General features: G+C 69.7%; 20 protein-coding genes. 11 read left to right on the top strand and 9 right to left on the bottom strand.

The features are described from left to right. Positions 1 to 73 precede the first annotated feature (73 nt). Entirely contained in the window at positions 74 to 589 is a 516-nt protein-coding gene (locus tag ACWFRU_RS12665) for a lytic polysaccharide monooxygenase auxiliary activity family 9 protein (RefSeq protein WP_453686153.1), read from the bottom strand. Positions 590 to 741: 152 nt separating this feature from the next. Then, entirely contained in the window at positions 742 to 1,089 is a 348-nt protein-coding gene (locus ACWFRU_RS12660; protein ID WP_453686151.1) for a DoxX family protein, read from the bottom strand. Between the two features lie 312 nt (positions 1,090 to 1,401). Between ACWFRU_RS12660 and ACWFRU_RS12655 the strand changes: the two genes are divergently transcribed. Next, entirely contained in the window at positions 1,402 to 2,325 is a 924-nt protein-coding gene (locus ACWFRU_RS12655; protein ID WP_453686149.1) for an NADP-dependent oxidoreductase, read from the top strand. A 95-nt stretch (positions 2,326 to 2,420) separates the two neighbouring features. After that, a complete protein-coding gene (locus tag ACWFRU_RS12650; RefSeq protein ID WP_453686147.1) occupies positions 2,421 to 3,359 on the top strand; it encodes an AraC family transcriptional regulator in 939 nt (312 codons plus the stop codon). A gap of 41 nt (positions 3,360 to 3,400) precedes the next feature. Here ACWFRU_RS12650 and ACWFRU_RS12645 read toward each other — a convergent pair whose 3' ends face one another. Together ACWFRU_RS12645 and ACWFRU_RS12640 are read right to left on the bottom strand one after the other, a co-directional pair. Further along, positions 3,401 to 3,877: a carboxymuconolactone decarboxylase family protein gene (locus ACWFRU_RS12645; RefSeq protein WP_453686145.1), complete on the bottom strand. Its 477-nt coding sequence runs from the start codon at positions 3,875 to 3,877 to the stop codon at positions 3,401 to 3,403. 84 nt (positions 3,878 to 3,961) lie between these two features. Then, positions 3,962 to 4,714, bottom strand: a complete 753-nt coding sequence (locus tag ACWFRU_RS12640; protein ID WP_453686143.1) for a sulfite exporter TauE/SafE family protein — start codon at positions 4,712 to 4,714, stop codon at positions 3,962 to 3,964. Positions 4,715 to 4,945: 231 nt separating this feature from the next. On the opposite strand from ACWFRU_RS12640, the gene ACWFRU_RS12635 reads away from it, so the two are divergent. Then, on the top strand, positions 4,946 to 5,890 hold the full coding sequence (locus tag ACWFRU_RS12635) for a LysR family transcriptional regulator (protein WP_453686141.1): 945 nt from the start codon (positions 4,946 to 4,948) through the stop codon (positions 5,888 to 5,890). Positions 5,891 to 5,953: 63 nt separating this feature from the next. Continuing rightward, positions 5,954 to 6,916 carry an ankyrin repeat domain-containing protein gene (locus tag ACWFRU_RS12630; RefSeq protein WP_453686139.1) on the top strand — a complete coding sequence of 321 codons (963 nt, stop codon included), beginning with the start codon at positions 5,954 to 5,956 and terminating at the stop codon, positions 6,914 to 6,916. A 20-nt stretch (positions 6,917 to 6,936) separates the two neighbouring features. Here the strand turns inward: ACWFRU_RS12630 and ACWFRU_RS12625 are convergent, their stop codons facing one another. Further along, entirely contained in the window at positions 6,937 to 8,046 is a 1,110-nt protein-coding gene (locus tag ACWFRU_RS12625; protein WP_453686137.1) for a sugar ABC transporter substrate-binding protein, read from the bottom strand. A 674-nt stretch (positions 8,047 to 8,720) separates the two neighbouring features. On the opposite strand from ACWFRU_RS12625, the gene ACWFRU_RS12620 reads away from it, so the two are divergent. The 4 genes from ACWFRU_RS12620 to ACWFRU_RS12605 all read left to right on the top strand — a co-directional run bounded on the left by ACWFRU_RS12620 (position 8,721) and on the right by ACWFRU_RS12605 (position 12,671). Then, positions 8,721 to 8,924, top strand: coding sequence for a cold-shock protein (locus tag ACWFRU_RS12620; protein WP_100598391.1), 204 nt, complete (start codon positions 8,721 to 8,723; stop codon positions 8,922 to 8,924). A gap of 164 nt (positions 8,925 to 9,088) precedes the next feature. Continuing rightward, the gene (locus ACWFRU_RS12615; RefSeq protein ID WP_453686135.1) at positions 9,089 to 10,618 is read left to right on the top strand and encodes a DEAD/DEAH box helicase; all 1,530 of its coding nucleotides are present in this window, start codon (positions 9,089 to 9,091) and stop codon (positions 10,616 to 10,618) included. Positions 10,619 to 10,803: 185 nt separating this feature from the next. Next, entirely contained in the window at positions 10,804 to 11,373 is a 570-nt protein-coding gene (locus tag ACWFRU_RS12610) for a TetR/AcrR family transcriptional regulator (RefSeq protein ID WP_453686133.1), read from the top strand. A 101-nt stretch (positions 11,374 to 11,474) separates the two neighbouring features. Continuing rightward, positions 11,475 to 12,671 carry a GDSL-type esterase/lipase family protein gene (locus ACWFRU_RS12605; protein WP_453686131.1) on the top strand — a complete coding sequence of 399 codons (1,197 nt, stop codon included), beginning with the start codon at positions 11,475 to 11,477 and terminating at the stop codon, positions 12,669 to 12,671. A 47-nt stretch (positions 12,672 to 12,718) separates the two neighbouring features. Here the strand turns inward: ACWFRU_RS12605 and ACWFRU_RS12600 are convergent, their stop codons facing one another. After that, entirely contained in the window at positions 12,719 to 13,483 is a 765-nt protein-coding gene (locus tag ACWFRU_RS12600) for an ankyrin repeat domain-containing protein (protein ID WP_453686129.1), read from the bottom strand. 1,007 nt (positions 13,484 to 14,490) lie between these two features. Here ACWFRU_RS12600 and ACWFRU_RS12595 point away from each other — a divergent pair. Then, complete coding sequence (locus ACWFRU_RS12595) at positions 14,491 to 14,835, top strand: MerR family transcriptional regulator (RefSeq protein WP_453686127.1); 345 nt, start codon at positions 14,491 to 14,493, stop codon at positions 14,833 to 14,835. 22 nt (positions 14,836 to 14,857) lie between these two features. On the opposite strand, the gene ACWFRU_RS12590 is transcribed toward ACWFRU_RS12595, so the two are convergent. Continuing rightward, positions 14,858 to 16,579: a PP2C family protein-serine/threonine phosphatase gene (locus ACWFRU_RS12590; RefSeq protein WP_453686125.1), complete on the bottom strand. Its 1,722-nt coding sequence runs from the start codon at positions 16,577 to 16,579 to the stop codon at positions 14,858 to 14,860. A 652-nt stretch (positions 16,580 to 17,231) separates the two neighbouring features. On the opposite strand from ACWFRU_RS12590, the gene ACWFRU_RS12585 reads away from it, so the two are divergent. After that, positions 17,232 to 17,840, top strand: a complete 609-nt coding sequence (locus tag ACWFRU_RS12585; RefSeq protein ID WP_453686123.1) for a DUF2637 domain-containing protein — start codon at positions 17,232 to 17,234, stop codon at positions 17,838 to 17,840. A 393-nt stretch (positions 17,841 to 18,233) separates the two neighbouring features. Here the strand turns inward: ACWFRU_RS12585 and ACWFRU_RS12580 are convergent, their stop codons facing one another. Both ACWFRU_RS12580 and ACWFRU_RS12575 read right to left on the bottom strand, forming a co-directional pair. Continuing rightward, the gene (locus ACWFRU_RS12580; protein ID WP_453686121.1) at positions 18,234 to 20,525 is read right to left on the bottom strand and encodes an ATP-binding protein; all 2,292 of its coding nucleotides are present in this window, start codon (positions 20,523 to 20,525) and stop codon (positions 18,234 to 18,236) included. Between the two features lie 219 nt (positions 20,526 to 20,744). Continuing rightward, positions 20,745 to 21,446 (bottom strand): sigma factor-like helix-turn-helix DNA-binding protein, encoded by a 702-nt coding sequence (locus ACWFRU_RS12575; RefSeq protein ID WP_453686119.1) that lies wholly within the window; start codon positions 21,444 to 21,446, stop codon positions 20,745 to 20,747. A 678-nt stretch (positions 21,447 to 22,124) separates the two neighbouring features. Here ACWFRU_RS12575 and ACWFRU_RS12570 point away from each other — a divergent pair. Continuing rightward, complete coding sequence (locus tag ACWFRU_RS12570) at positions 22,125 to 24,236, top strand: SpoIIE family protein phosphatase (protein ID WP_453686117.1); 2,112 nt, start codon at positions 22,125 to 22,127, stop codon at positions 24,234 to 24,236. The last annotated feature ends 312 nt before the right edge of the window (positions 24,237 to 24,548 follow it).

Genomic DNA, 24,548 nt, shown 5'->3' with positions numbered 1-24,548 from the left:
GCCGTCGGCGTGTTGCCGCCTAGGCCGGGCAGACCGGGCCGGGTGGTGTGGGGGAGCCGCCCGCGCGGGGGAGCTAGCCCCCGATGTTCACGTCGATGCAGGCGTAGAAGGCGTTGGTGGTGTCGGCGATGTTCCACACCGCGAGCACCTTCTGCTTGCCGCTGAGCCCGCCGAAGTCGACCTTGTGCGTGACGGTCTCGCCCGGCTGGGCGCCACCGTCGTCGACCTCGCCGATCTTGTTGCCGCCGACGAAGTACTGCCAGGTGCTGGTGCTGTGACGTGCCGTCAGCTTCCAGCTGAACTCCTGCGACGAGCCGACGTCGGTGGCCTTCCAGCCCTTGCTGTCGTCGTCCAGCTCGGCGAATCGTTCGTTGCCGCCGCTGCACGTCGTCTGCCCCTTGGGGCCTTCGACGCTCTGCGGTTCATGGGTGATGTCTCCGCAGGACACGGTGCCTGCCGCGCACTGTGCCTGACGGCTCGGGGGCGAGGAGACGTAGCCGTGCGCGCCGGCCGGGGTGACGGAGGCCAGGACGAGCACGGGCGCGAGTCCCGCGCCCAGAGCGGCTGCCATTTTCTGCTTCTTGTTCATCTCTGTTCCCTCTGAGTGGGGGGGAGGAGGGGCGAGAGACAACCGGGCGCCTCGGTCGACTCATTGGCCTAGACCATACTGATTGTCGGGGTCCAGTCAACCCTTCAAGTACTCCTGAAGTACATCTCCTGGTGCGGAAGTTGCTCCTGAGGTCAGGCGGCGATGCCCAGGACCAGGGCGCCGACCACCGGCGCCGCGTACAGCAGGGGGAAGGGGATGTGCGCGTACCAGCGGGCCCTGACCACGGTGATGACGGCGCCGGCGAAGTACAGCGCCAGGCCGATCCCGGCCGCGACGCCGACGGCCGGTACGAGCAGGCCGACCAGCAGGCCTGCCGCCCCCGCGGCCTTGGCGGCGCCCAGCCAGGGCAGCCACGAGAAGGGGACGCCGTAGTCGGCCATGGGCTCCACGACCCACTTGGCGCGCAGGAAGACCGAGACGGCCGAGAAACCCACCATGGCGGCGGCGAGGGCGGTGACGACAACAGAGGCGGTGGACATCAGAAGTGCTCCCATCGGGCGGGTGCCCGGCCGGACTTGCCCCGGCCTGGCGTCTTGAGTGCGTCACTGCTCTGACGGACCGCGGCGCGGGAATGTGACCGGCGATTGCCGCTTGTCGTGTGACCTGGACCACTCTTGGTCGAGGGTGCGCCTGGACGAGACGCTGAGACATGTAGCCGAGACAGAAAGCCATTCTGCGGCTCATTCGATCTCCCTAGGGTGGGGACATCAACCGCGCCGAACGCACACCGAATGCGCGCTGAACCGAATTCGAACCCGAACCGCACCCGCGCCGAACCCAGGAGATCCACCATGCGCGCAGTCATCCAGAAGTCCATCGGCGGCCCCGAGGTCCTTGAGGTCGTCGAGACCGAACGGCCCGAGCCGCAGCCCGGCGAGGTCCTCGTCAAGGTCCACGCCAGTGCCGTCAACCCCGTGGACATCGCCGTCCGGTCCGGCGCACTGCCGCTGCTCGGCGAGCCGCCGTTCGGCGTGGGCTGGGACATCTCCGGGGTGGTCGAAGAGGCGGGCCCCGGTGCCGGGTTCGTGGCGGGGGACGAGGTGTACGGCATGCCGCACTTCCCCCGCGCCGTCACCGGGTACGCCGATTACGTCACCGTTCAGGCCGATCACCTGGCCCGCAAGCCTGCCTCGCTCGACCACGTACATGCCGCCGCGGTGCCCCTCGCGGCGCTCACCGCCTGGCAGGGCCTGGTCGGCGCGGCGGACGTCAAGGCAGGCGACCGGGTGCTGATCCAGCGGGCCGCCGGCGGCGTCGGCCACTTCGCGGTGCAGATCGCGAAGGCGCGGGGCGCCCACGTGATCGCGATAGCCAGCCAGGGACGGCATGACTTCGTGCGCGGCCTCGGCGCCGACGAGATCATCGACTACCGGACGACCGACTTCACCGAGGTCGTCAAGGACGTGGACGTGCTCCTCGACTCGACGGCCCAGGGGGACCTCTCGCTCGGCGTGGTCCGCCCCGGCGGCGTACTCATCAGCATCCTGGAGCACGGCGACGCGGAGCTCGCCGCGCGCGTCGAGGCCGCCGGACGGCGCTTCGCCGGTGTCCTGGTCGAACCGGACTCCGCCGGCCTCGAAGCGCTCGCCGAACTGATCGACGCGGGCCGCATCCGTCCCTATGTCGAGGAGACGTTCCCGCTGGCGGAGGCCGGCAAGGCACACGAGCTGGTCGCCGCGGGACACGTACAGGGCAAGATTGTCCTGACGGTCTGAACAGGGCGGTCCGCATGTGTGGTCCGCAGGGCGATCCGCATAAGCGGTCCGCACAGGCCGACCGCGACGGGCGGCATCAGGAAGGGCGAGGCCGGATGGACATCCTCACCGAGGCACTGGCCTCGATGCGCACGGGGCACCCGGCGTCCGTGCGGACCAACGGCCGCGCCCCCTGGGGCCTGCGCCTGCCACCCGTGGCCGGCGCAGGTTTCCATGTGGTGCTGTACGGGACGTGCTGGCTGGTCCCCCTGCCCGAGGCGTCCCCGCACCTGGAGCCGGTCCAGCTGAACCCCGGGGACGTGATCTTCCTGCGGGACGGGCGGGGCCACATCCTCGCCGACCACCCCTCCACCCCGGCCGAGGAGTACAAAGCCGCGCAGTATCACGGCAGTTCACCCATCGGCTCCGTCGCGCTCGGCGGCGAGGGCGCCGCGACCAGCCTGCTCTGCGGCAACTACCACCTGGACCAGGGGCGCCCGCACCCGCTGGTGCGCCAGCTGCCCGAGGTGATCATCCTGCCGACGCGGCACGGCCGCCATCCGGAGCTCAGTGCCGCCGTCCAGCTCCTCGGCTCCGAGCTGGAGAACCCGCGCATCGGCTCCGACGGCATCGTGCCCACCCTGATCGACTCGCTGCTCCTCTACATCCTGCGGGCCTGGCTCGACGATCAGCCCGCGACCGCCGCTCAGGGCTGGGCGGCGGCCCTGGCCGACTCGGCGGTGGCGCCCGCCCTGTCGGCCATGCACGACGATCCCGCGGCCTCGTGGACGGTCGAGTCCCTCGCGGCGCGCGCCGGTCTGTCCCGCGCCGCGTTCGCCCGGCGGTTCGCCGCACTGGTCGGCGAACCGCCGATGGCCTATCTGACCCGCTGGCGCATGACGACCGCCGCCCGCATGCTGCGGGAGACCGACGCCCCGCTGACGACCGTCGCGGCCCGCACCGGATACGGCTCGGAGTTCGCCTTCGCCAAGGCCTTCAAGCGGGAGTACGGCCTGGCGCCGGGCGGCTACCGGCGCCAGAACAGGGCGGCCTAGGCGGCGATCTGCCCAGCACGACCGCTCAACGCCCGACCCGCTCAGCCGAACTGGCCGGGCCGGTAGTCCCCGGCGGGCTGACGGACGATGAGGTTGAAGCGGTTGGCCGCGTTGATGAGGGCGATGAGCGACACCAGGGCGGCCAGTTGCTCCTCGTCGTAGTGCTTGGCGGCGTTCGCCCACACCTCGTCCGGGACCCCGCCCGCCGCATCGGCGATGCGGGTGCCTTCCTCGGTCAGTTCCAGGGCGGCGCGCTCGGCCTCGGTGAACACCGTGGCCTCCCGCCAGACGGCGACCAGGTTGATGCGCGCCGGGGACTCCCCGGCGTGCGCGGCGTCCTTGGTGTGCATGTCGGTGCAGAATCCGCAGCCGTTGATCTGGCTCGCCCGGAGCATCACCAGGTCCTGGGTCGCGGACGGCAGCGTCGACCCCGAGAAGATCGCCTTGCTCGCCGACCCGAGGTGCTTCAGGGCCTTGCTCGCGAGGGGGCTGCCGAAGAGATTCAAGCGGGCTTCCATGATGAACTCCTTGCCGTGACGGGCGGTTTCACCTCCTACACGCGGCAGCCCGGCCCGTTTCGACAGCGACGGCTGTGACGGTGCTCACACGGCGACGGCGACGGCAGCCGTCACCCCGACGGCCACGATGAGCCCGCGCAGCACGGCGGGTGACAGGCGGCGGCCCACGCGCGCGCCGATCAGGCCGCCCAGCGTCGAGCCGAGGGCGATCACGCCGGCCACCCTCCAGTCGACGCTCGTCACCGCGATGAAGATGACCGCGGCGACGCCGTTCACGATGGACGCGAGGACGTTCTTCACGGCGTTCAGGCGCTGCAGGTCATCACGGAGGAACGACCCGAACAGGCCCATGAGCAGCACCCCTTGGGCCGCCCCGAAGTACCCGCCGTAGACACCGGTGACCAGGACACCGGCCCACACAGGGGCGCCGCCGTCCTTGCGGCCGCTGCCGCCGCGTCGGGCCAGCCACTTCTGGAGGCGCGGCTGCAACAGCACCAGAACGCACGCGATCAGGATCAGCACCGGCACCGCGGAACGGAACGTGTCGGCGGGCAGCTTCAGGAGCAGGACCGCGCCCGTGACAGCTCCCAGGAGCGATGCGATGCCGAGCTTGATGAGGCGTGCCCGCTGGCCCTTGAGCTCGGCGCGGTATCCGTACGCCGCGCTGATCACACCCGGGACGAGACCGATGGTGTTGGAGACGTTGGCAAGGACCGGTGGATAACCGAAGGCTAGGAGCGTGGGGAAGGTGATCAACGTGCCGGAGCCGACCACCGCGTTGATGCCGCCTGCCGCGACGGCCGCGGCCCCTATGGCCGCTGCTTCGAGCGCCTGCATGGATCGCCCTCCCCGGGACGGTCGGCGTACCGGAGTGCGGGCAGCCCGGGACGGAGAACTCTGGTGCCGGGCCGGTGGGTCGGCACCCGGCCCGCTCCGTCCGTCCTCCGGATGACGGGTGAACCGGGGCCGGGTTGCCGCCCTGGGCCCGCAAAGATCGTCCCGTCCGCCCGACACCCAAGTCAATCCTCGGATTTCCTTGCGGACCCCCAAGCTGTAGCTTCACCCTCCATGACTCTCGACGACCTGCGTGTCTTCGTCGCCGTCTGCCGAACGGGCAGCCTCAGCGCCGTCGCCCGCGAGCTGTCCTGTACGCAGCCCGCGGTCAGCCAGCACATCAAGCGCCTGGAACGAGAACTCGGGCTCAGCCTCCTCGAACGCCACCCGCGCGGGGTCGTCCCCACGCCGGCCGGACAGCTCCTGCAGAACGCGGCGGCCGGCGGCCTGGGCGACATCGACCACGCGTTGCGCCGGCTGAACGACCTGGTGCACGGCGAGGCCGGATCGGTGCGGATCACCACCGGCGCCACCACGGTGCGGCACTTCATGTCCGACGCGATCGTCGCCTTCCGTCGACGCCACCCTCAGGTGAGCCTGGAATTCGAGACCGCGCACTCCAGCCGCAGTTGCTTCGACGCCCTCATCGCGGGCGGCCTGGACCTGGCCTGGATCACCATCGGCGCACCGGTGAAGGGCATCGAGCAGCGTCCCGTCATCGAACTGCCCTGGGTGCTGGCCGTCCACCGCGACGATCCCCTCGCCGCCACGTCGCGGATCACCACCGCCGACCTGGCCGGCATCCGGCTCATCGGGCTCCCGGAGAGCACGACCTCCCGCGCGCGCCTGGACGCCTGGTTCACCGAGCGCGGCCTCAGCCCGGCCTCCGACACCAGCGTTGCCGACTGGGACACCGCCCTGCTGCTCGCCGAACTGGGCCTGGGCCACGCGATCGTCCCCGATCTGCCGGGCTGGCGCGGCCCCGGCCACCCCGACCTGCGCCTGATCCCGATTCCGGAGCTGCCCACCCTGTGGACCGGCTGGGCGGTGCGCCGATGGGACGCGCTGTCTCCTTTGGCCAAGACTTTCGCCGACACGGTGAGCCACACCTGCCCTGGCGTACGTATCCCCCAGCAAACGACGCAGGAGCCGGAGACGATTGTCAGTGGCCGTCTGTAGCGTTCAGTGAGTGGCCGGTGACGGCACGGTCAGACGGTGCGGCCACCACGAAGGGGGAGTGTCATGGCTGTTGTCGAGAGTGACGGCTGGGCGGGGCTGGGCTGGGAGGGCTGGCGGGACCACGCGCTGGTACGCGAGCGGCTGGAGCGCGGAGCCGATCCGAACGCGTGGGGCGACAGCCGCCCTCTGCACAGGGCGGCCGAGTTCGGCTCACCGGAGGTGGTCGCCGAACTGGCCCGCCGTGTGGACGACGTCGACGCCGAGTCGGAGGGCTGCACCGCGCTGTGGCTCGCGGTCCTGGCGAACCGCGCGGACAACGCCCGTGTGCTGGCCGCCGCCGGCGCCGACCCATGGCGCATCGTGCTGGCGGACTGGTCCCCGGGGAGGCTCAGCCTGGCGGGGCCGGTCCCGGACCTGTTCATGGTGCCGTCCGGCCAGCGCGGCCTGACCCCGGCCGAGTCCGCCGCCGCGACGGAGGGCAGACGGCTGACCGCGGCGCTGGCCGACCTCCATTACGAGGGCACGGGCCTGGCGTGCGTGGCCGGGATAGACGCGGCCGAGGCCGCGCGCCGACTCGGGGCCGAGCCCTACGAGGACCCCGAACTCGACGTACTCCTGGAGGACCCCTTGTCGTACGACATGGATGAGTCCCTCCAGGTCATCGGCGCCACCGATGTACCGGGCGGCTGCGTCCTCACCCAGCCCTGGGGTTACGCGCCGCAGATGCCCGGGGTGCAGACCCTGCTCTCCCGGGGGACCGTCTGCTACGGCCTCTATGCCAACCCCAAGAGCGGCAACCAAGGCAGCATCGCCCGCGACGGCGTCATGGAAGGCTGGGACCTGCACCCAGGAGGAGGCCCCGGCGAGGACGACTCCTCGCAAGAGGTCCTCGCCGCCTACCTCTACCACCACAACGCCGTCGCCTACTCCTGCGCCTTCGTGGGCCTGCGACCGACCGATGCCCGCGCCGTCACCGGCCCGCCCGACCGCTGGCTCAAGCTGCCCCGGCGCGGCTACTGGCACTGAGCGGCCGGCCGCACAGCGGGTTAGCCCTTGAGACCGACCGTCGCGCACGCCGCCTTGAACTCGGCCGTGCAGATGTCCTTGGTCTTGTAGATGCCGTCCTTGATGACCGTGGACTTGATGGTGTCCCGGGTGAGAGGACGGACGGAGACCAGAAGGGAGGGGATGTTCTTCGTGGTGGCGTTCTCGGACCTGTCCCCGGCCAGTGCGTCGTACTCGACCATGCGGCCCTGGGCGATGCGGACCGCCATCTCCGCGGCGCCGACGGCCTCTTCGGGGTAGGGCTTGTAGACGCTCATGTACTGCTCGCCCGTGACGATGCGCTGCACGGCCGACAGCTCCGCGTCCTGGCCGGTGACCGGCGGCAGGTCGGTGATGCCCGCGGCCTTGAGGGCCTTGATGGCACCGGCCGCCATGCCGTCGTTGGCGGAGTAGACGGCGGCGATGTCGTCCTTGCCGATGGCGGTGATCGCGTCCGTCATGTGCTCACCGGCTATCTGCGGTTTCCAGCCATCGGTGTCGTACGTCTTGGCGATGTCCACCTGGTTCTGGAGCTGGGAGAGCGCGCCCTCCTTGAACACGGCGGCGTTCGGGTCGGTCGGCGCGCCGTTGATCATGACGACCTTGCTGTTCTGGCGGTTGCCGCCGCCGAGCGCCTTCAGGATCGCCTGGCCCTGGACCTGGCCGACCAGTTCGTTGTCGAAGGCCACGTAACCGGAGACGGGGCCCTCGGCGAGCCGGTCGTAGGCGATGACGGGGATGTCCGCCTCCTTCGCCTTCTTGACCGACGGTGCGAGCTTCTTGGCGTCCACCGCGCTCACCAGGATCGCGTCGACCTTGTCGGCGACCATCTGGTCGAGCTGCTCGTTCTGCCTGGCCGCGTTGCCCTTGGCGTTGGCGTAGACGAGCTTGCCCTTGCCGTTGGTGAGCTTGCTGACCTGCTTCTCGATGATGGGGTGGTCGAACTTCTCGTAGCGAGCCGTCTCCGCCTCCGGCAGGAGCAGACCGACGGTGACCGCGTCACCCTTCCTCTCGGTCTGTGACTTCCCGTCGTCCGAGCCCAGCAGGCTGCCGCAAGCGGCGAGCGAGAGTGCCAGGGCGCTCACAGATACGGCGACGGTGGCTTCACGCATACGGGTTTTCATTCGCCCACTTCCTCGATCGGACCGCTTCGTTGTGGTCCGAGATGGCTGAAAGCCAACCCCGGAGTGTTCCCGGCGTCAAGGAGTCAATGCATAACGAGATTGCAATGGAATGTGCGTTTCAGTATTGAACTGTCCAGCATTTACACGTGACAGCAGGAGTGTCCACCAGCTGCGACGGAGCCGTGTGGGACCGGTGGAGGCGGGGTGGAGGCTGCATGAGTTGGAGAGCGGCCTCTGTGACGCTCGTGTGCGCGGGCCGGGAACGAAGCGGACCATTCGGGCCCGGCCGCCACACCGCACTCCGTCGGCCGGTCCGCCCTCCGCTGCATCGGCTGCGCCGCCCTCCGCTCCGTCGGTCGACGCGCCGCGCCGGCCGCGCGCGCATCGGAAGATGGCCGCGGGTTTCCGCAATGTGGCGCGGGTCGTGGGCCGGTCGGGGGAAATATGTAGAGCGTGCCCGTGCCGCGAAGCTGATCTCGTGCTACTGTTGATCGTAGTTGCAGTTGTGGTTCCCATAAGACTTCAAGTGCCTTTGGTGGATAAATTCCGCCGGGCACTTTTGTATTTCCGGGAGAAGTTTTCCCGGACGGGGCAATCAACGTGGCGACGCCGGGGTTCGCACAGTGCGGGTTCCGGAGCTTGCCCCGAAGGAGAAATTTAGTATGGCTACTGGCACCGTGAAGTGGTTCAACTCGGAAAAGGGCTTCGGCTTCATCGAGCAGGAGGGTGGCGGCCCGGACGTCTTCGCCCACTACTCGAACATCGCCACCCAGGGCTTCCGTGAGCTTCAGGAAGGCCAGAAGGTGAACTTCGACGTCACTCAGGGCCAGAAGGGCCCGCAGGCGGAGAACATCGTTCCTGCCTGACGCTTGAAGCGTTAAGACGACGCTGGTGTCCGCGCCTCACGGCGCGGGCGCCAGCTCGTTGCTGTTTACAGAAGGTTTTGACTTTTTCGGCTCGTGCTTGCAATTCGTTCGGTTGAAATTCACCGAGAATTCCTCGATGCGTGCCCTATCGAGGAAGGTTCTCCATGAACCGTTCAACGCGCTCGAACGACCGATATTCCAATCCCCGCAACAGCGGCGGCCCTCGCGGTGCCAACCCCCGCAAGGGTGGCGGCGCCCGTCCCGGTAACCGCTCCGGTGGTCAGGGACGCCGGCCCTCCGCGCCCCAGGGTGAATTCGCCCTGCCGGTCACCATCACCCCCGGCCTCCCCGCGGCGGAGACCTTCGCCGAACTCGACATGCCGGCCCCGCTCCTCACGACGCTCACCGGCCTCGGCGTGACCGAACCGTTCCCGATCCAGGCGGCCACGCTGCCGAACGCCCTCGCGGGCCGGGATGTGCTGGGCCGCGGACGCACCGGTTCGGGCAAGACCCTTGCCTTCGGGCTCCCGCTCCTCGTGCGCACCGCCGGCCGGCGCGCCGAGTCGAAGCAGCCCCTCGCTCTGATCCTCGTTCCCACCCGGGAGCTCGCCCAGCAGGTCACCGAGGCACTCACTCCGTACGCCCGGTCGCTGAAGCTGCGTATCGCCACGGTGGTCGGCGGCATGTCGATCGGCAGGCAGGCCGGAGCCCTGCGGTCCGGTGCCGAGGTCGTCGTCGCCACGCCGGGGCGCCTCAAGGACCTCATCGAGCGCAAGGACTGCCGTCTGGACCGGGTGAGCATCACCGTTCTCGACGAGGCCGACCAGATGGCCGACATGGGCTTCATGCCCCAGGTCACCGAACTGCTCGACCAGGTGCGCCCCGACGGGCAGCGGATGCTGTTCTCCGCCACGCTCGACCGCAACGTAGACCTGTTGGTGCGCAGCTACCTGCACGACCCGGTGGTCCACTCCGTCGACCCCTCCAAGGGCGCGGTCACCACGATGGAGCACCACGAACTGCATGTGCACGGCGCCGACAAGATGGCGACCGCCACCGAGATCGCGGCCCGCGACGGCCGCGTGATCATGTTCCTCGACACCAAGCACGCCGTCGACCAGTTCACCAAGCACCTGATGGGCAGTGGCGTACGGGCCGCCGCGCTGCACGGCGGCAAGTCGCAGCCCCAGCGCACCCGTACGCTCGCCCAGTTCAAGACCGGCGCGGTGACGGTCCTGGTGGCCACCAACGTCGCGGCCCGCGGCATCCACGTCGACGACCTCGACCTGGTCGTGAACGTGGACCCGCCCATCGACCACAAGGACTACCTCCACCGCGGCGGCCGTACGGCCCGCGCCGGTGAGTCCGGCAGCGTCGTCACCCTCGTGACGCCCAACCAGCGCCGTGACATGAGCCGTCTGATGTCCGCCGCCGGGATCCGGCCGCGGATCACCCAAGTACGCTCCGGCGAGGCCGAGTTGAGCCGCATCACCGGGGCGAAGGCGCCCTCCGGGGTGCCCATCGCGGGCAGTGCGCCCACCGAGCGCCCCAAGCAGCGCGGCGGTGCCCCCTTCCGGGGCATGGGTACGCGTCCGGGGCAGCCCGGCCGCTCCGGCGGCGGCTCCCGCCGGTCCGCCGAATCCCGCGAGATGGCGGAGGCCCGTAAGGCCGCGCGCGTGCGTCGCGCCGCCTGAGGCCCAGGTCGCACACGTAGCGCCCCGCGTCAGACGGTTCTTGATCCTTGGGTCAGGAACCGTCTGACGCGGGGCGCTTTGCCGTTGCCGCGACCGTGGGCCGAGGTCCTACCTTCAAGACTCACCGATTTGCCTAAAGGTATTAGGTAGATGCAGAATCGGTTAAGCCGAAGGAAGGGAAGGGCATGGTTCGCGCAGGACTGACCGCGGAGCGCCTGACGGAGGCCGGAGCGGAGCTGGCCGATGAGGTCGGCTTCGAGCAGGTGACCGTCTCGGCACTCGCCAGGCGCTTCGACGTCAAGGTCGCGAGTCTCTACTCGCACCTGAAGAACTCGCAGGACCTCAAGACGCGCATCGCCCTACTCTCCCTGGAGGAACTCGCCGACCGGTGCGCCGCCGCGCTGGCCGGGCGAGCCGGGAAGGACGCGCTGACCGCGTTCGCCGACGTGTACCGCGACTACGCGCGGGAGCACCCCGGGCGCTACGCCGCGGCCCGGCTGAGGCTCGACCCGCAGACAGCGGCCGCCAGCGCGGGCGTCAGGCACGCGCAGATGACGCGGGCGATCCTGCGCGGCTACGACCTGACGGACACCGACCAGACCCACGCGGTACGGATGCTGGGCAGCGTCTTCCACGGCTACGTCAGCCTGGAGATGGCGGGGGGCTTCAGCCACAGCGAGCCCGACTCGCAGGAGTCGTGGGAACGCATCCTGGACGCCCTCGACGCACTGCTGCGGAACTGGCCCACGGTCTGACCGGGGGACGCGGCCCGGCCCGTCCGCGCGGTCGACTCGTGCCGTCCCGGCCAATCATGACCCATGCCCCAGACACGATGATGAGCAAGCGGAGACCGATCATGGACACCGAGCACGACGACTGGATCACCACACCCATCACCAAGGACCTCCTGCGCGGCGCCCTCGACCTGGAGCGCACCGAGCACGGCGTCCTGCCTCACCGGCTGCCCGCATGGGCCCGCGCCCAGTGCGCCGACGGGCAGCTCGCCATGGCGGAGTCCCAGCCCTCCGGTGTACGCCTCGCCTTCCGCACCCGCGCCACCGTCATCGAGCTGGACACACTGCCCACCAAGCGCGACTACGTGGGAGCCCCGCCCCGCCCCGATGGCCTGTACGACCTGCTCGTCGACGGCAGCCTGAAGGATCAGGCCTCCGTGAGCGGCGGCAACATCCTCACCATCGACATGATGAACGGGAAGACCGAGACCCGGCTTGGTTCGGCCTGCACCGTCCGTTACGCCGAACTGCCGGACCGCGCCAAGGACATCGAGATCTGGCTGCCGCACAACGAGACCACCGAACTCGTCGAGCTGCGCACCGACGCACCTGTCGAGCCCGCACCAGACCGGGGCCGCAAGGTGTGGCTGCACCACGGCAGTTCGATCAGCCATGGCTCCGACGCGGCGAGCCCCACCGCTGTCTGGCCCGCCTTGGCGGCTTCCCTCGGCGGCGTCGAGCTGATCAACCTCGGCCTGGCAGGCAGCGCGCTGCTCGACCCGTTCACCGCCCGCACCCTGCGGAACACCCCCGCCGACCTGATCAGCGTCAAGATCGGCATCAACGTGGTCAACGCCGACCTGATGCGGCTGCGCGCCTTCGGCCCGGCTGTCCACGGCTTCCTCGACACCATTCGTGAAGGCCACCCCGACACACCGCTGTTGGTCGTCTCGTCCGTCCTGTGTCCCATCCACGAGGACACACCCGGCCCGAGCGCGCCGGACTTCAGCGGCCTCAGCGAAGGACGGCTGACGTTCAGCGCCATGGGGGACCCGGATGAGCGCGCGAGCGGGAAGCTGACGCTGCGCGTCATTCGCGAGGAGCTGGCCCGCATCGTGGAGCAGCGGTCGGCCGACGACCCCCACCTGCACTACCTCGACGGCCGGGAGCTGTACGGGGAGGCCGACGCCGCCGAGCTGCCGCTGCCGGACCAGCTGCACCCGGACGCCGCCACTCACCGACGTATGGGCGAGCGCTTCGCCGAGCTGGCCTTCGCGGCCGACGGCGCCTTCGGCCCCCAGGCGGGCCGTGGGGTCTGACCGGTCTCGGGTCGGTGCCGCCCCAGCCCACCGCTGGGGCGGGTGGCTCACCCGAGGTCCGCGCGCGCCTCGGCTCCCTGGGTGAGCAGCCACTGGACGACTTCATCGGCGTCCTGAGCGCGGGCGATGTCCAGGGGTGTCATGTCGTCGTAGCCGATCCAGTTCACCTCCGCCCCATGGCGCAACAGGAGCCGGGCGGCGGGGAGTTGGCCGCCGTGGCAGGCGCCCCAGAAGGCGCTGGTGACCTCGGAGGCGGTGGGGGCGGGGGAGTCCGAGGCCGCGAGGAAGGCCTCCACCTGGTCGACCAGGCCGAGCGTGGCAGCGTCCTGCAGGTCGGCGCGGGCCCCGTGCTCCAGTAGCCGGCGGGCCGCCCGCCACTGGCCGAAGCCGCGCGCGTCGGCGAGCGGGGTGCCGCCGCCGATGACGGCGCCGGATGCCTCGATGTCGGCGCCTGCGGCGATGAGCGCGTCCAGCGCGGTGATGTCGTCGTTGCTGGCGGCCCAGTGCAGGGGTGTCTCCCTGTGGGCGCCGACGAAACGGGCGTCGGGATCGGCGCCCGCGGCGACGAGGGTGGCGATGACCTCCGCGGTGTGGGGCCGGTGGCCGGGCCAGTCGGTGGCGATGTGCAGCAGACTCCGCCGACCCGCTGCCGGCCCCTCCTGGTTGATCCAGCCGGTGGCCAGAGTGGGGTGCTCGGCCAAGAGCCGACGCAGCGCGGGGACGTCACCCTTCTGGATCGCCTCGGTCACCGAGACGGCAAGCGGCTCCGGTGAGTTGAGGATGGGCTCGATGAGCTCGGGCTCGCTGTGCATGAAGAGAGAGGCCTCCTGCTGGACAGTGCTTCGCTCGATAGTGCCTGGTCACGCCGGATCAGTCTGTCCCAAGCCCGCCAGCCTGAGGGCGCCGCGTCTTGTCGCACCACCCACCTCCGTGGACGACGCCGACTACCTGTCTGCCAGACACGCGGAAATCTATGTCGGCCGGAGTAGACATTGGGGGGCGGTGTGGTTATGGTTTCTCTCGTAGCCGAGATCGAGCAAGGCCCGGCAGACACGAACTGCCGGGCAGCAGTACAGGTAGTACGAGCAGTACCAGCAGTTCGCAGGACGGTGCGGTGGTGGAATTTCGAAGCCAGAGCAGTTGCAGGACGGCGACGGGGCTGACCACCGGACCGGGTGGCCCGCAGTGATCAGGGGCCGCCACGAGCGGTATCGCAAGTTGCAGGTTGCAGAAACAGCAGCGTTCGTCAGTGGTCCCTCGGTAAAGGCGTCGGCTGCGGGCGCGCGTACCGGGAAGTTCGGCAGTGGGGTTCTAAGCCAGAGCAGATGCAGGAGGGGCGACGGGGCTGACTGCCGAAGAGTGGCGCTACGACAGGCCACAAGCGGTTCGCATTACCAGTAGTACGCAGTATCAGTAGTACGCAGTACAAGCAGTAAGAAGTACCCGCATTAAGAGCAGTTCGAAGTACCCGCAGTAACAGCAGTACGCAGTTCCCGCTCAGAAAGATCAGAGGGAAAGAACGGAGGAGCACGGCGCCATCAGGATCGCCCGGACGGCATGTTGAGTCCGGGTACCGCAGGACATCGATAGTGAGGTGGTCTTCGGTCAAGCAACCGCGATCCCCGTACTCCCGGCAGCAGTTCGGTCGGGCCTACGGATACAGAAAGCCGACGCGGTATCAGGGTCGGCAGATGGTGTAGCAGTTCCTTCGGGGCCCGGGTGCAGACATGGCATCCGGGCCCCTCCACGCGTCCAGGCAGCCAGTCCAGGCATTCAGTCCAGACAAATAAACGTTCCACGCGCTGTATAGAGAGGTGCGATGACAGCAGCCGACTTGTTCGGACGTCTCGATGACGACGATTATCCCGCGTTCACCATGGGCCGAGCCGCCGAGATGCTCGGCACCACCCAGGGCTTTCTGCGCGCCATCGGCGAAGCCCGTCTCATCACCCCGCTGCGCTCCGCGGGCGGCCACCGCCGATACTCGCGCTACCAACTGCGCGTCGCCGCACGGGCCCGTGAACTCGTCGACCAGGGCACGCCCATAGAGGCCGCCTGCCGCATCGTCATCCTCGAGGACCAGCTCGAAGAGGCCCAGCGCCTCAACGCCCAGTACCGCGACGCCGCCGAAACAGCAGGATCGTCCCGCCCACCCGCGGCCTGAGGCAGCAACGCGCCGTCTCGGCTCACGCCTCGTGGCGCAGGGCGAGGAGCGTGGCGTCGTCCGAGCGGTGCGGGCCGTCCAGGAGGGCGACGACCTGTTCGACGTATCGGTTGAGACCGTCGCGGCCGGCCGTCGGGGCCGTGGTCCGGCAGCTCTGTTCTGCCGCGGCGAGAAAACGCCGAGTGTCCCGGTCCGGGTCGCTGTCCCGGCGTTCGGTGAGCCCGTCCGAGTACATCAGGACGATGTCGCCGATGCGGAGTTCAGTGGTGGCCGCGGTGTACGAAGTGCCGGGCAGGACACCGAGCGGAAGCCCCGGACCACCGGCGGGCAACGGCATCTGGGCTGCGCGTCCGTCGCGCATCAGGACCGGCCGCGGATGCCCCGCACAGGTCCAGCGCAGGATGGACTGCTCCGGGTGGTAGCTGGCGATGATGGCCGTGGCGGTGGACTCGATGCCGTCGGCGCAGGCGGTCTCGTTGAGCCATTGCGTCAACTGCTCGACGGGCTGCTCGGTGTAGGCGAGACCGGCCAGGGCGTAGCGCAGTTTCGCCATCAGGGTGACGGCTGCGAGGCCGTGTCCCCGCGCGTCGCCGAGCGCCACGAGAAGACGGCCGTCGGGGAGCCCGCGGGCCTTGTACCAGTCACCCCCGATGCCGGCCTCACGAGCGTCGGGTCGGTACACGGCGGCCGCCTGGAGGCCGTAGGCGGCCAGTTCGTCCTGGAAATGGGGGAGCACGGCGTCCCGCAGTGCGTCGGCGACCTCTCCGAGCGTCTGTGCACGCTGGCGCTGACGACGTGCCTCCCGCTCGGCCCGCGCGGCCGTCTCGCGCCGCCGGAGTTCCGCGGTGACGTCGGTGAGCACCGCGCGGATCGCCCAGACCAGGCCGCCGGGTCTGATCCGCACCGGCTCCGCGGTCATGCGGATGATCCGGTCGCCCACGCCGATGGGGCGCAGTTCGCAGTCGGCCGTTCGCTTGCGCAGGATGACGTCGTACAGCATCTGATAGAGGCCGGGCAGGCTGTCGACGGTGACGGTACCGGCGAGGGCGCTGAGGGTGGGCAGCGTGGCGTCCTTCGGCAGACCGAGGACCTGCCGGAATCCGAGCGAGGGCTTGATGCCGTCGTCGCCGAGGTTCCACTCCGCCCAGCAGGTACGCACCAGGCGCTGGGCCGCGGTGGCCATCAGGCCGCTGTGTCCGCGCTCCCAGGTGAGGAGCAGCTGGTCGCCGCAGGGCGCGATGCGGACCGCGTCGTTGATCCGCGCCGGCCCCGCCGTGCCGTCGGCGATCCACTCGATCGCTTCGGGTCCTTGTGGCACGCGGTCACGCTGCGCGCGGGCGATCATCTCGGGGATCGCTGTGCAGAGGAGGGAGGGGTAGTGCGCGTACAGGGAGACCGGTCCTGACCACCGGGGGACCGCGCCCTCGGGCAGCCGCTCGGCCGCGTAGGTGACGGCAGCCTCGTTCTGCGTCACGTACGTGACGTCCACGACCTCGCCGTCGGTGTCGAGGACCGGGGCCAGCAGCAGGGCAGGCGAGGGGAGTGCGTCGAGCAGTTGCTGTGCCGTGGGTGCCGGGGGAGACGGAGTGTCCGGCGGAGGGGTCCCGCGGGGCGAGGGATGTTGCCCCGCGTGCTGCTCACGGGCGTAGGACCCGATGCGCCTGCGCTGGGACTGGAGCAGTTCTCTGATCGCCCCCAGTTCCAGTCGGGCACGTGTGCCGGGCGCCGACGGCAAGTGATCCATGTGCGGCTCGGGCCTCCAGGGGCGGTAGGGGCGGTCAGGAACCGTGAGCAGTGAAGAACAGCCTCGGCTGCCGTAGAGCCGTCCGCCACTCGGCACGGGGCCGGCCGCGCCCTGCGCCCTCGATTGCCGTCCCTCGAAAGCCGTCCCTCGAACGTCGTGCTTGTCGGCCAAGCGTTTGAGGCGGCGCTCGCTGTAGCTCGTCCGTGTGATGCGTTCACCCGGGTGGCGGGCGCCCTCCCGTCCGGCTTCGTTCGTTATGCGGACGTGAAAGGGGCAGACGAGTTCGGAGAAAGGTTTCTCCCGTCGATCGGCGCAGTGCACGGGTTGACCAGCGCTGGAAGCGTCTCCGGACTGTGTCGGATGGATTCTTGAACGAGATCGGGACGATGAGAACCACACCTTGCGGTCGGCATGCGAGGGGCATGTCGGCCATTGACCCGCCCGGGCGCTACCCGCCCCGGCGCTGCCCACCGGGTTCCACGCTCCAGCAGAACGCTTCACGCGACGGCACGAAGGAACCCGGATGAACGAGTGGTACAGCAACAGGGAAAGCACTTACGTCCCGGGTTACTCCCGGTGGCTGGAGACCGGCGCACCTGATGCGTACGGCAGCGTCGCTTTCCCTGTTCAGCAGTCATGGGACGGATCCGGTATGGACGCCACGCTGAGCCGGCAGCGCCTGGAAGAGGAACTGGCCGCAATGTTGGCCGTGGCGTCGGCGGCGTCGGCGGGGGTGCCCAAGCCCGCGCCCACTGCCGAACCGTCTCCCGAGCAGCCGCCGTCCCGGGTCGACCGCAGGCGTACGCGGCCCAAGCCGAAGTTCCTTGTGGCCGGGCAGCGCATCAGTCAGGTGGCGGTCCTTTTCGCCGCGATCGCGGTGTGCGCGGCGTGCTTGCTGGGCTGGTCCATCGCCTATTCCTACGGCCAGCTCCGGACGTTCGCCGAGTACATCCTTCCCGCGAAGCTGGCGCGGTGGTGGCCCCTCACCGTGTACGGTCCGTGGTTCGTCGCGGCACTTTCCATCCTGCGGGCGACCGTGCAGCACCAGCCCGCGAGACGCTCCTGGGGCGTTCTCCTGGTGGCTTCCGCCATGGCGGTGGCCTTGTGTGTCAGTCACTCGTCCCGCTCGGTGCTGGCCTTCGTGACCCTTGGCATCCCGCCGATCACCGCCCTGGTGTGCTTCTGGGAGCTCACCGGCCAGGTGTCCTCCAAGCACCGCATCCGGAAAGGGGCCCACGCACAGCAGCGCGCCAGAACCTGAGGAAGGATCGGTCCGATCGGGCCATGGGCAAGGGGTCACGTTCGGCCGCCCGCACGCTGCCTGCCCTCGCTGACGAGGGCAGGCAGCGTGTGTGCCGTCTGCGGGGAACACCCGCCGAAGGGCCGTTCGCATGACAGTCGTGGGGGAGTTGACCATTCACTGTCCGGCGCTTCGCCTGCCCGGTCCGACCGGAGAGCGGCACAGGAAACAGCTTGAGGGCTGGAGCGGGTCACCACGCCGGAACGGGCCCGGGGACGTATACGCATTTCCGGTTCCCCCGGCCAGCTCCGTATGCGTAGCGGTCGGCCGTACGTGCCCGGTGCCCACGCCCACCCCCGCGCCAGCGCCCGATCCGTGGAGCGTGTGCGTCGGGGCCCCGATCGTCGGTCGAGCTCAAGAGGCCGACTCGAGTGCGGGGGCCACCTCGGCGCGTGAACTGACCCGCAGCTTCGCGAGGATGTGCTCGACGTGGGTGTCGGCGGTGCGCTTGGAGATCACGAGACGTTCCGCGATCTGGCGGTTGGACAGACCCTGCGTCACCAGTGCGGCGACCTCCCGTTCCCGAGGGGTCAGGGCTTCGGGTGTGCTCAAGCTGTCCTGCTCCTTTGGTACGTGGGCAAGACAGGTCGGCACGTCGGCATCGGTACGTACGGCCTCCAGGACATCCGTGGTCGGCATCCGCCCGCCCAGGCCGTACCAGCGGTCGAACGTGGCGGGACCAAGGGCGCCCAGTACGGCTGCCCTTGTCTTCTCCTGCTGGTCGATGAGGAAGGGCGGCACACCGATGTGGCTGACGCGGAAGGAGCTGATGCTCTCGGCGTGGCCGAGCAGCCACGCTGCCCGGCTGTATCGTTCCTGCCGGGCAGCGTCCCAGGCCAGCCCCAGGCACGAGAGCTGAGCGACGTAGACGTCGTTGATCTCGCCGACGGCGTCCAGGGCCCGGCGCAGAGGTGCGGCGCAGTCCTCGTACCGCCCGGCCCGCCACAGGGCGATCCCGCGCGCGGCGAGCGCTGTGGCGTACATCTGCCGCTCCCCGGTGTCCTCAAGGGAGGCGAGCCCTTCCTCGCACCACGCCAGAGCCGTGTCGGTGTCGCCGAGGAGGGCGAGCAGCAGGGCGCCGTCGACGTGGACGACGCTCGTGCCCAGCCGGTCTCCGACGGCGACGATCCGGTCCCGGCCGTGCTTGACCGCGGCCAGGCCCGCCTCGGTCTGCCCGTGCAGTGCCCGCATCGCCCCGAGGCAGGGATCGGAGAAGAGCGCGATACGGTCCTCGCCGCACTGGAGTGCCGTGCCGCTTGCCTCGCCCAGCCGGATGCGAGCGGCCTCGAAGTCACCTGCCCACATCGCCAGCACTCCTGCGGCGAACAGTCCCCAGGCGCGCTCAGGACAGTGGTCGCGCACCAAATCGAGTCCCTGGTCGATCCAGTAGCGGCCTTCTGCCGGCATTCCGGCCGCTCGCCAGAGCCCGGCGAGTCGGGCGGCCATGGACAGGCCCGCACGCGCATGGCCCGGTTCGGTGAACGCAAAGGCCAGGGCTTGACGCACATCGGCGATCTCGGCACGCGCACGGCAGTACCAGCCGGACTGACCGGCTGTGACGAGTTCCTCCCACAATCCTTCGGCGAGCTGCCGGTAATGGGCGAAATGGCGGCTGTGCACCTCTGGCGCGCCGGCACCCTCACCGAGGCCGTGAGCGCCGTACTCGCGCACGGTGTCCAGCAATTGGTACCGCTCCTGGCCCTTGCCCGTGCGGTACACCACGGACTTGTCGACCAGGGCCAGCAGACCGTTCAGTACTGCTTCCCGGTCGAACGCGGCGTCCGCGCACACGTCCTTCGCGGCGGCCAGCTCGAAGGGGCCCGCGAACACCGACAGCCGTTGCCACAGCAGTTGTTCCGAAGGAGTGCACAGCTCGTGCGACCAGTCGATGGCCTTGCGCAGCGTCTGGTGGCGGCTCTGGGCGCCGCGCCGACCTCCGGTGAGAATCTCGAAACGCCGGCCGAGCCGGGCGGTCAGTTCGGTGAGCGGCGCGACCCGCAGCCGTAACGCGGCCAGCTCGAGAGCCAGTGGAATGCGGTCCAGTCGGTCGACGAGTGCCCGCACCTGCTCCTGGTCCGTCTCCGCGGGGCTCCAGCCGGGAACGGCGGCAGCGGCCCGTTCGGTGAAGAGTTCCAGCGCTTCCTCGCGCCGCAGCGGCCCCATCAGCAGGATGTTCTCCCCCGGAACGTCCAGCGGTTGGCGGCTGGTGGCAAGCACGCTCACCCCGGGTGCCTCGCGCAACAGGATGTCGCACAGCAGCGCGCACGCGTCCACGAGGTGCTCGCAGGTGTCCAGCACGATGAGCAGGCGTCGCTTGCGCAGATGGGCGGCGAGGGCGTCCATCGTCTTCATGCCCACCTGGGCGGGGAGATCGAGTACCGCGGCGAGCGTCGCGGGCACCAGTGCGGGATTGGAGAGTGCCGACAACTCCGCCAGCCACACTCCGTCCTCGAACCGCTGCTGGATCCCGGCTGCCGCGCGCAGTGCCGTGCGGCTCTTGCCGACACCGCCTGGGCCGACCAGTGTCACCAGCCGGGCGTTCGCCAACTCGTGGGAAATGAGGGCGACTTCCTCGGCCCGACCCACAAAGCTCGTGAGCTCTGCCGGGAGTTGGCCGTCACGCCATTGCCCGAACCGGAAGCTCACAGCACCCCCGTGCTTGTTTCTCGCCGTGCCGCCACTTGCCGGGCGGCACGGCGTCATCGTAGGGGAGCGCGAAGTGCGCGTCAGGCGCCCGCGCCGGCTCCCCGCTCTCGCCCATACGTGGAGGCGTGGTGACCACGGGTAAAAGGATCAATCTCGAATGTTCTTGCTGGAGGTGATGCTCCGGCCCCGGCCGGCGCGTTCGCGATGTGGGACGAATCATCACGGCGTGGTCGCGATGGTGAATGCCACAAGGCCGATGAGGGCCGCCACGGCTGTCCAGACGGTGCACACGAGCATGCGGATGCGTCGTTCGCTGTCCGCGCGTACGGAGGCCGGGTGACTCACGGTGCTGCCCGACATGCTTTCGAGGAACGCGGAGAGTGAGTCCCGCGTCGCGCCCCACGGCTGATCGGGGTGCAGTTCGCCGAGAGCCGTGCGCGCGTGCAGCAGTCTGCTGCGGGTCGCGGCGGTGCCGGCCTCGGTCTCGGCGGCTGCTTCGGACACGCTCAGGCCCAGTCCGTCGCACAGCGTGAGTGCGCGGCGCTGCCGGGGAGGGAGTTCGAGTATCGCCCGCAGCAGTGGGTCCACCGGGGCGGGGGAGGGGCGGAGGAACAGTCTGCGGAACCGGTGCCAGGGTGACAGGGCGTAGGTGTGCGTACGTATGCGTACCCATCCCACCGGGTCGGTGTCCCGGGCGACTTCGGGCCAGTGGTCCCACGCTTGGCGGAAGGCGTGTTCCGCGGCTTCGAAGGCCAGCCGGAGGCATCCCGTGAGTACGTGTGCCTGGCGGATCAAGCCAGGGGCGGCATAGACGTACAGAGCGTCGAACGCGTCTTCTGGCGTGAGCGCCTGGACGGGCGTACGGGGTGCGGGGAGGGCCGGGTGTGCGAGCCCGTCCTCGTCGGCGGCCGACGCTGTCACGGGCTCTACGCCCAGGGCGCGCAGCAGTATGATGCGGCTCCTCGCCGAGGGCTCGGCGCGTGCGGTTCGGGGGCGGACGGTCGGGGGGCTCTCGTCGGGTGTCTCTCCTGGAGCACCGAGGCCCTCGACTTGTGCAGCGATCTCTCGTCTCCTTGCTCCGCGGCGGTTGCGTCAAGTCGAAGCCGGGCGCAGTACGCCAGGCGTCGAGGCTCGGTGCGTCGCCCCCGGTCGCCTCGTGGGCGGCCGGTCATCCGCATGCCGTCGCTTCCAACACCGCCCGCCCTGACGGAGTTTCGCCCCGGCGCGCCGGAATTGACGTTCGAGCAAAGGCAGTTGCCGATCGTCCCGCGGACACGCGCGCCCCGACGAAGGCGCTACGGCTCGACGCTCGGTCGTACCGACCGTACCGGTTCTAGATCAAATGCAGTCGCTCGGGATCTCTCGGTGAACTCGGCGTCTCCGGGTGAAGCGGTCCGGCACCTTGGCATATGCCAGACGCGGCGCAGTAGGACTCTGGCCAGGCGTTATGGCCTGCGGAATATGCCAGGAGGGCGAGCTGCGTCGGCTTCGGAATCTGCCGTCGCAGGCTGTCGGGTCGTGCTGAGGTCGGGCGCGGGTGAGCATGGAAGAGCCGTGTCCCGGCGATGGGCAGGGCGCGCGAGGCGGGAGGCGTTCGTCATGCGCGACAGCGAAGCGGAACCCGACGCCGACGGCCTCGGTGGGACCGTGCCGCCAGGCGGGCTCATGGACCTGTTGGGTGTCTGCGCGGTGGTCCTGGACGGCTCGGGGCGCATCGTGCTGTGGAGCCCGCAGGCCGAGGAGGTCTTCGGCTACACGGCCAAGGAGGCGCTGGGTCGCTACGCCGCGCACCTGCTCGTCGACCAGCGGCACCGCGACATGGCGGCCGGCCTGTTCTCCGAGGTGATGGCCACCGGGACGAGCTGGGCCGGGGCCTTCCCGGTCCGCCACAAGGACGGCGTCAACCGGCTCGTGGAGTTCCGCAACATGCGGCTGCTCGACGAGGGCGGCGAGGTCTACGCACTCGGGATCGCGGCCGGTCGGCAGGTGCTCCACCGCATGGAGACGGGCCTCGCGCTGTGCGAGAAGCTGGTGTCCCAGTCGCCCATGGGAATAGCGCTGCTCGATCACGAACTGCGCTATCTCCTGGTCAACCCCACGCTGGAACGGATCAACGGTCTCCCGGCCGCCGACCACATCGGCCGCCACCCCCGCGACATCCTCACCTTCCTCGACGTCGAGACGATCGAGTCCTGCTTGCGCGAGGTTCTCGCCACCGGGACACCGATCATCGACCGCTACGTCGTGGGCCGCACCCCCGCCGATCCGGACCACGACCATGCCTGGTCGGTGTCGTACTACCGCCTGGAGGGAGCCCACGGGCAGTTGATGGGGGTGGCCAACTCGGTGGTGGACATCACCGAACGCCACCGTGCCGAGGCGGAGGCGGAGCGGGGACGCCGCAGACTCGCCCTGCTCGCCACGGCCGCCGCGAGCGTGGGCACGACGTTGGAGGTGGAGCGCACAGCACAGGAACTGGCCGACGTGATGGTGCCCGACCTGGCCGACATCGCGGCGGTGGACATCCTCGACTCGGCACTCGAGCTGCGGCACGGCGCCGATGGTGAAGGACCGCGCCGGTTCAGGGCGCTGGGCCTGGCGAAGGCTTACCCCTCCGAAGCGGCCGTGGCCGCCGACCAGCTCGGTGACCTGGCCTCGTACCGCGCGGACCGCCTGATCACCCGCTGTGTCCGCACCGGCCGGCCCGTTCTGGTGCCCGATGTCGGCGCGGCGGATCTGGAGCACATCGCCCGTGACCCGGATGCCGCGCGGCTCCTGGCCCGCTCCGGCGTCCACTCGTATCTCGCGGTGCCGCTCACCGCCCACCAGGAGGTCCTGGGAGCCGTGGACCTGGTGCGCGCCCGGAACGCGGAACCGTTCGACGACGACGATGTCCTGCTGGCCGGGGAACTCGCGCACCGGGCCGCCATCGCCATCGACAACGCCCGCTGGCACCAGAGCATCCGCCTCACCGCGGAAACCCTTCAGCGCAGCCTGCTGCCCGGACCCCCGCCACCACTGCACGGCCTTGACATCGCCTCCCGCTACCAGCCGGCCCAGATCTCCTGCGCGGTGGGCGGCGACTGGTACGACGTCATCCCCCTGGACGGCGACCGCACCGCGCTGGTCGTGGGCGACGTCATGGGCCACGGCATCGACGCCGCCGCGACGATGGGCCGCCTGCGTACCGCCACCCAGGCCTTCGCCGACCTGGCCATGCCCCCCGACGAGGTACTGCGCCACCTCGACACGACCACCGCCAGGCTGGAGACCCACATCGCGACCTGCGTCTACGCCGTCTACGACCCGCACCGCCACGTCTGCCACATCGCCAACGCCGGTCACATGCCGCCCGTGCTGATCCCCCACGGCCGTCCGCCGCGCCTGCCGGCACTGCCCGAGGGCATCCCCCTCGGAGTCGGGCACGCGCAGTACCGCACCATCGAACTGGAGCTGCGCCCCGGCGACCGCCTCGTCCTGTACACCGACGGTCTGGTCGAGACCCGCCACCACACCATCGACGAACGCCTGGACGAGCTCCTCCGCCTCCTCGACCACAGCGGCCCCCTACAGGCCACCTGCACCCATCTCCTGGAGGCGCTGCGGGACGGGGAGACCACCGACGACATCGCGCTCCTCGTCGCGCAGGCGGGAGGCGTCAGGCGCGCTTCGGAGGACACAGGATCGTCGTGTCCAGCGGACCCAGGGTGACGACCGACTCGGAGATCCCGGAGGTCCACACGGTGTCGCAGACCGTGCAGGTGAAACGGTTGGACAGGCCGTCCGTGTGACGGCCGCAGCTCGGGCACTGTTCGGTCGTGTAGTACGCGTCCGCCATGGTCGTGCCCCGTCACTCGGCTTTCCGTCCGTCCGGTCGAGTCTCCAGGTCCCCTTGTGCTCCTGAACACCCATGGGAGATGTACCGGATGATGCCTCCCCCGTGAAGGGGCGGAAGCGTGTGTTGTCGGCGACCTCGTCCCATAACCTCGTGCGGGGAGACGACAGATGCCGTGTGCATCCACA

This window comes from Streptomyces sp. NPDC055099 (assembly GCF_053607685.1).
The sequence above is the reverse complement of the archived record's forward strand: the minus strand, read 5'-3'. Positions and strand labels throughout refer to the sequence as shown.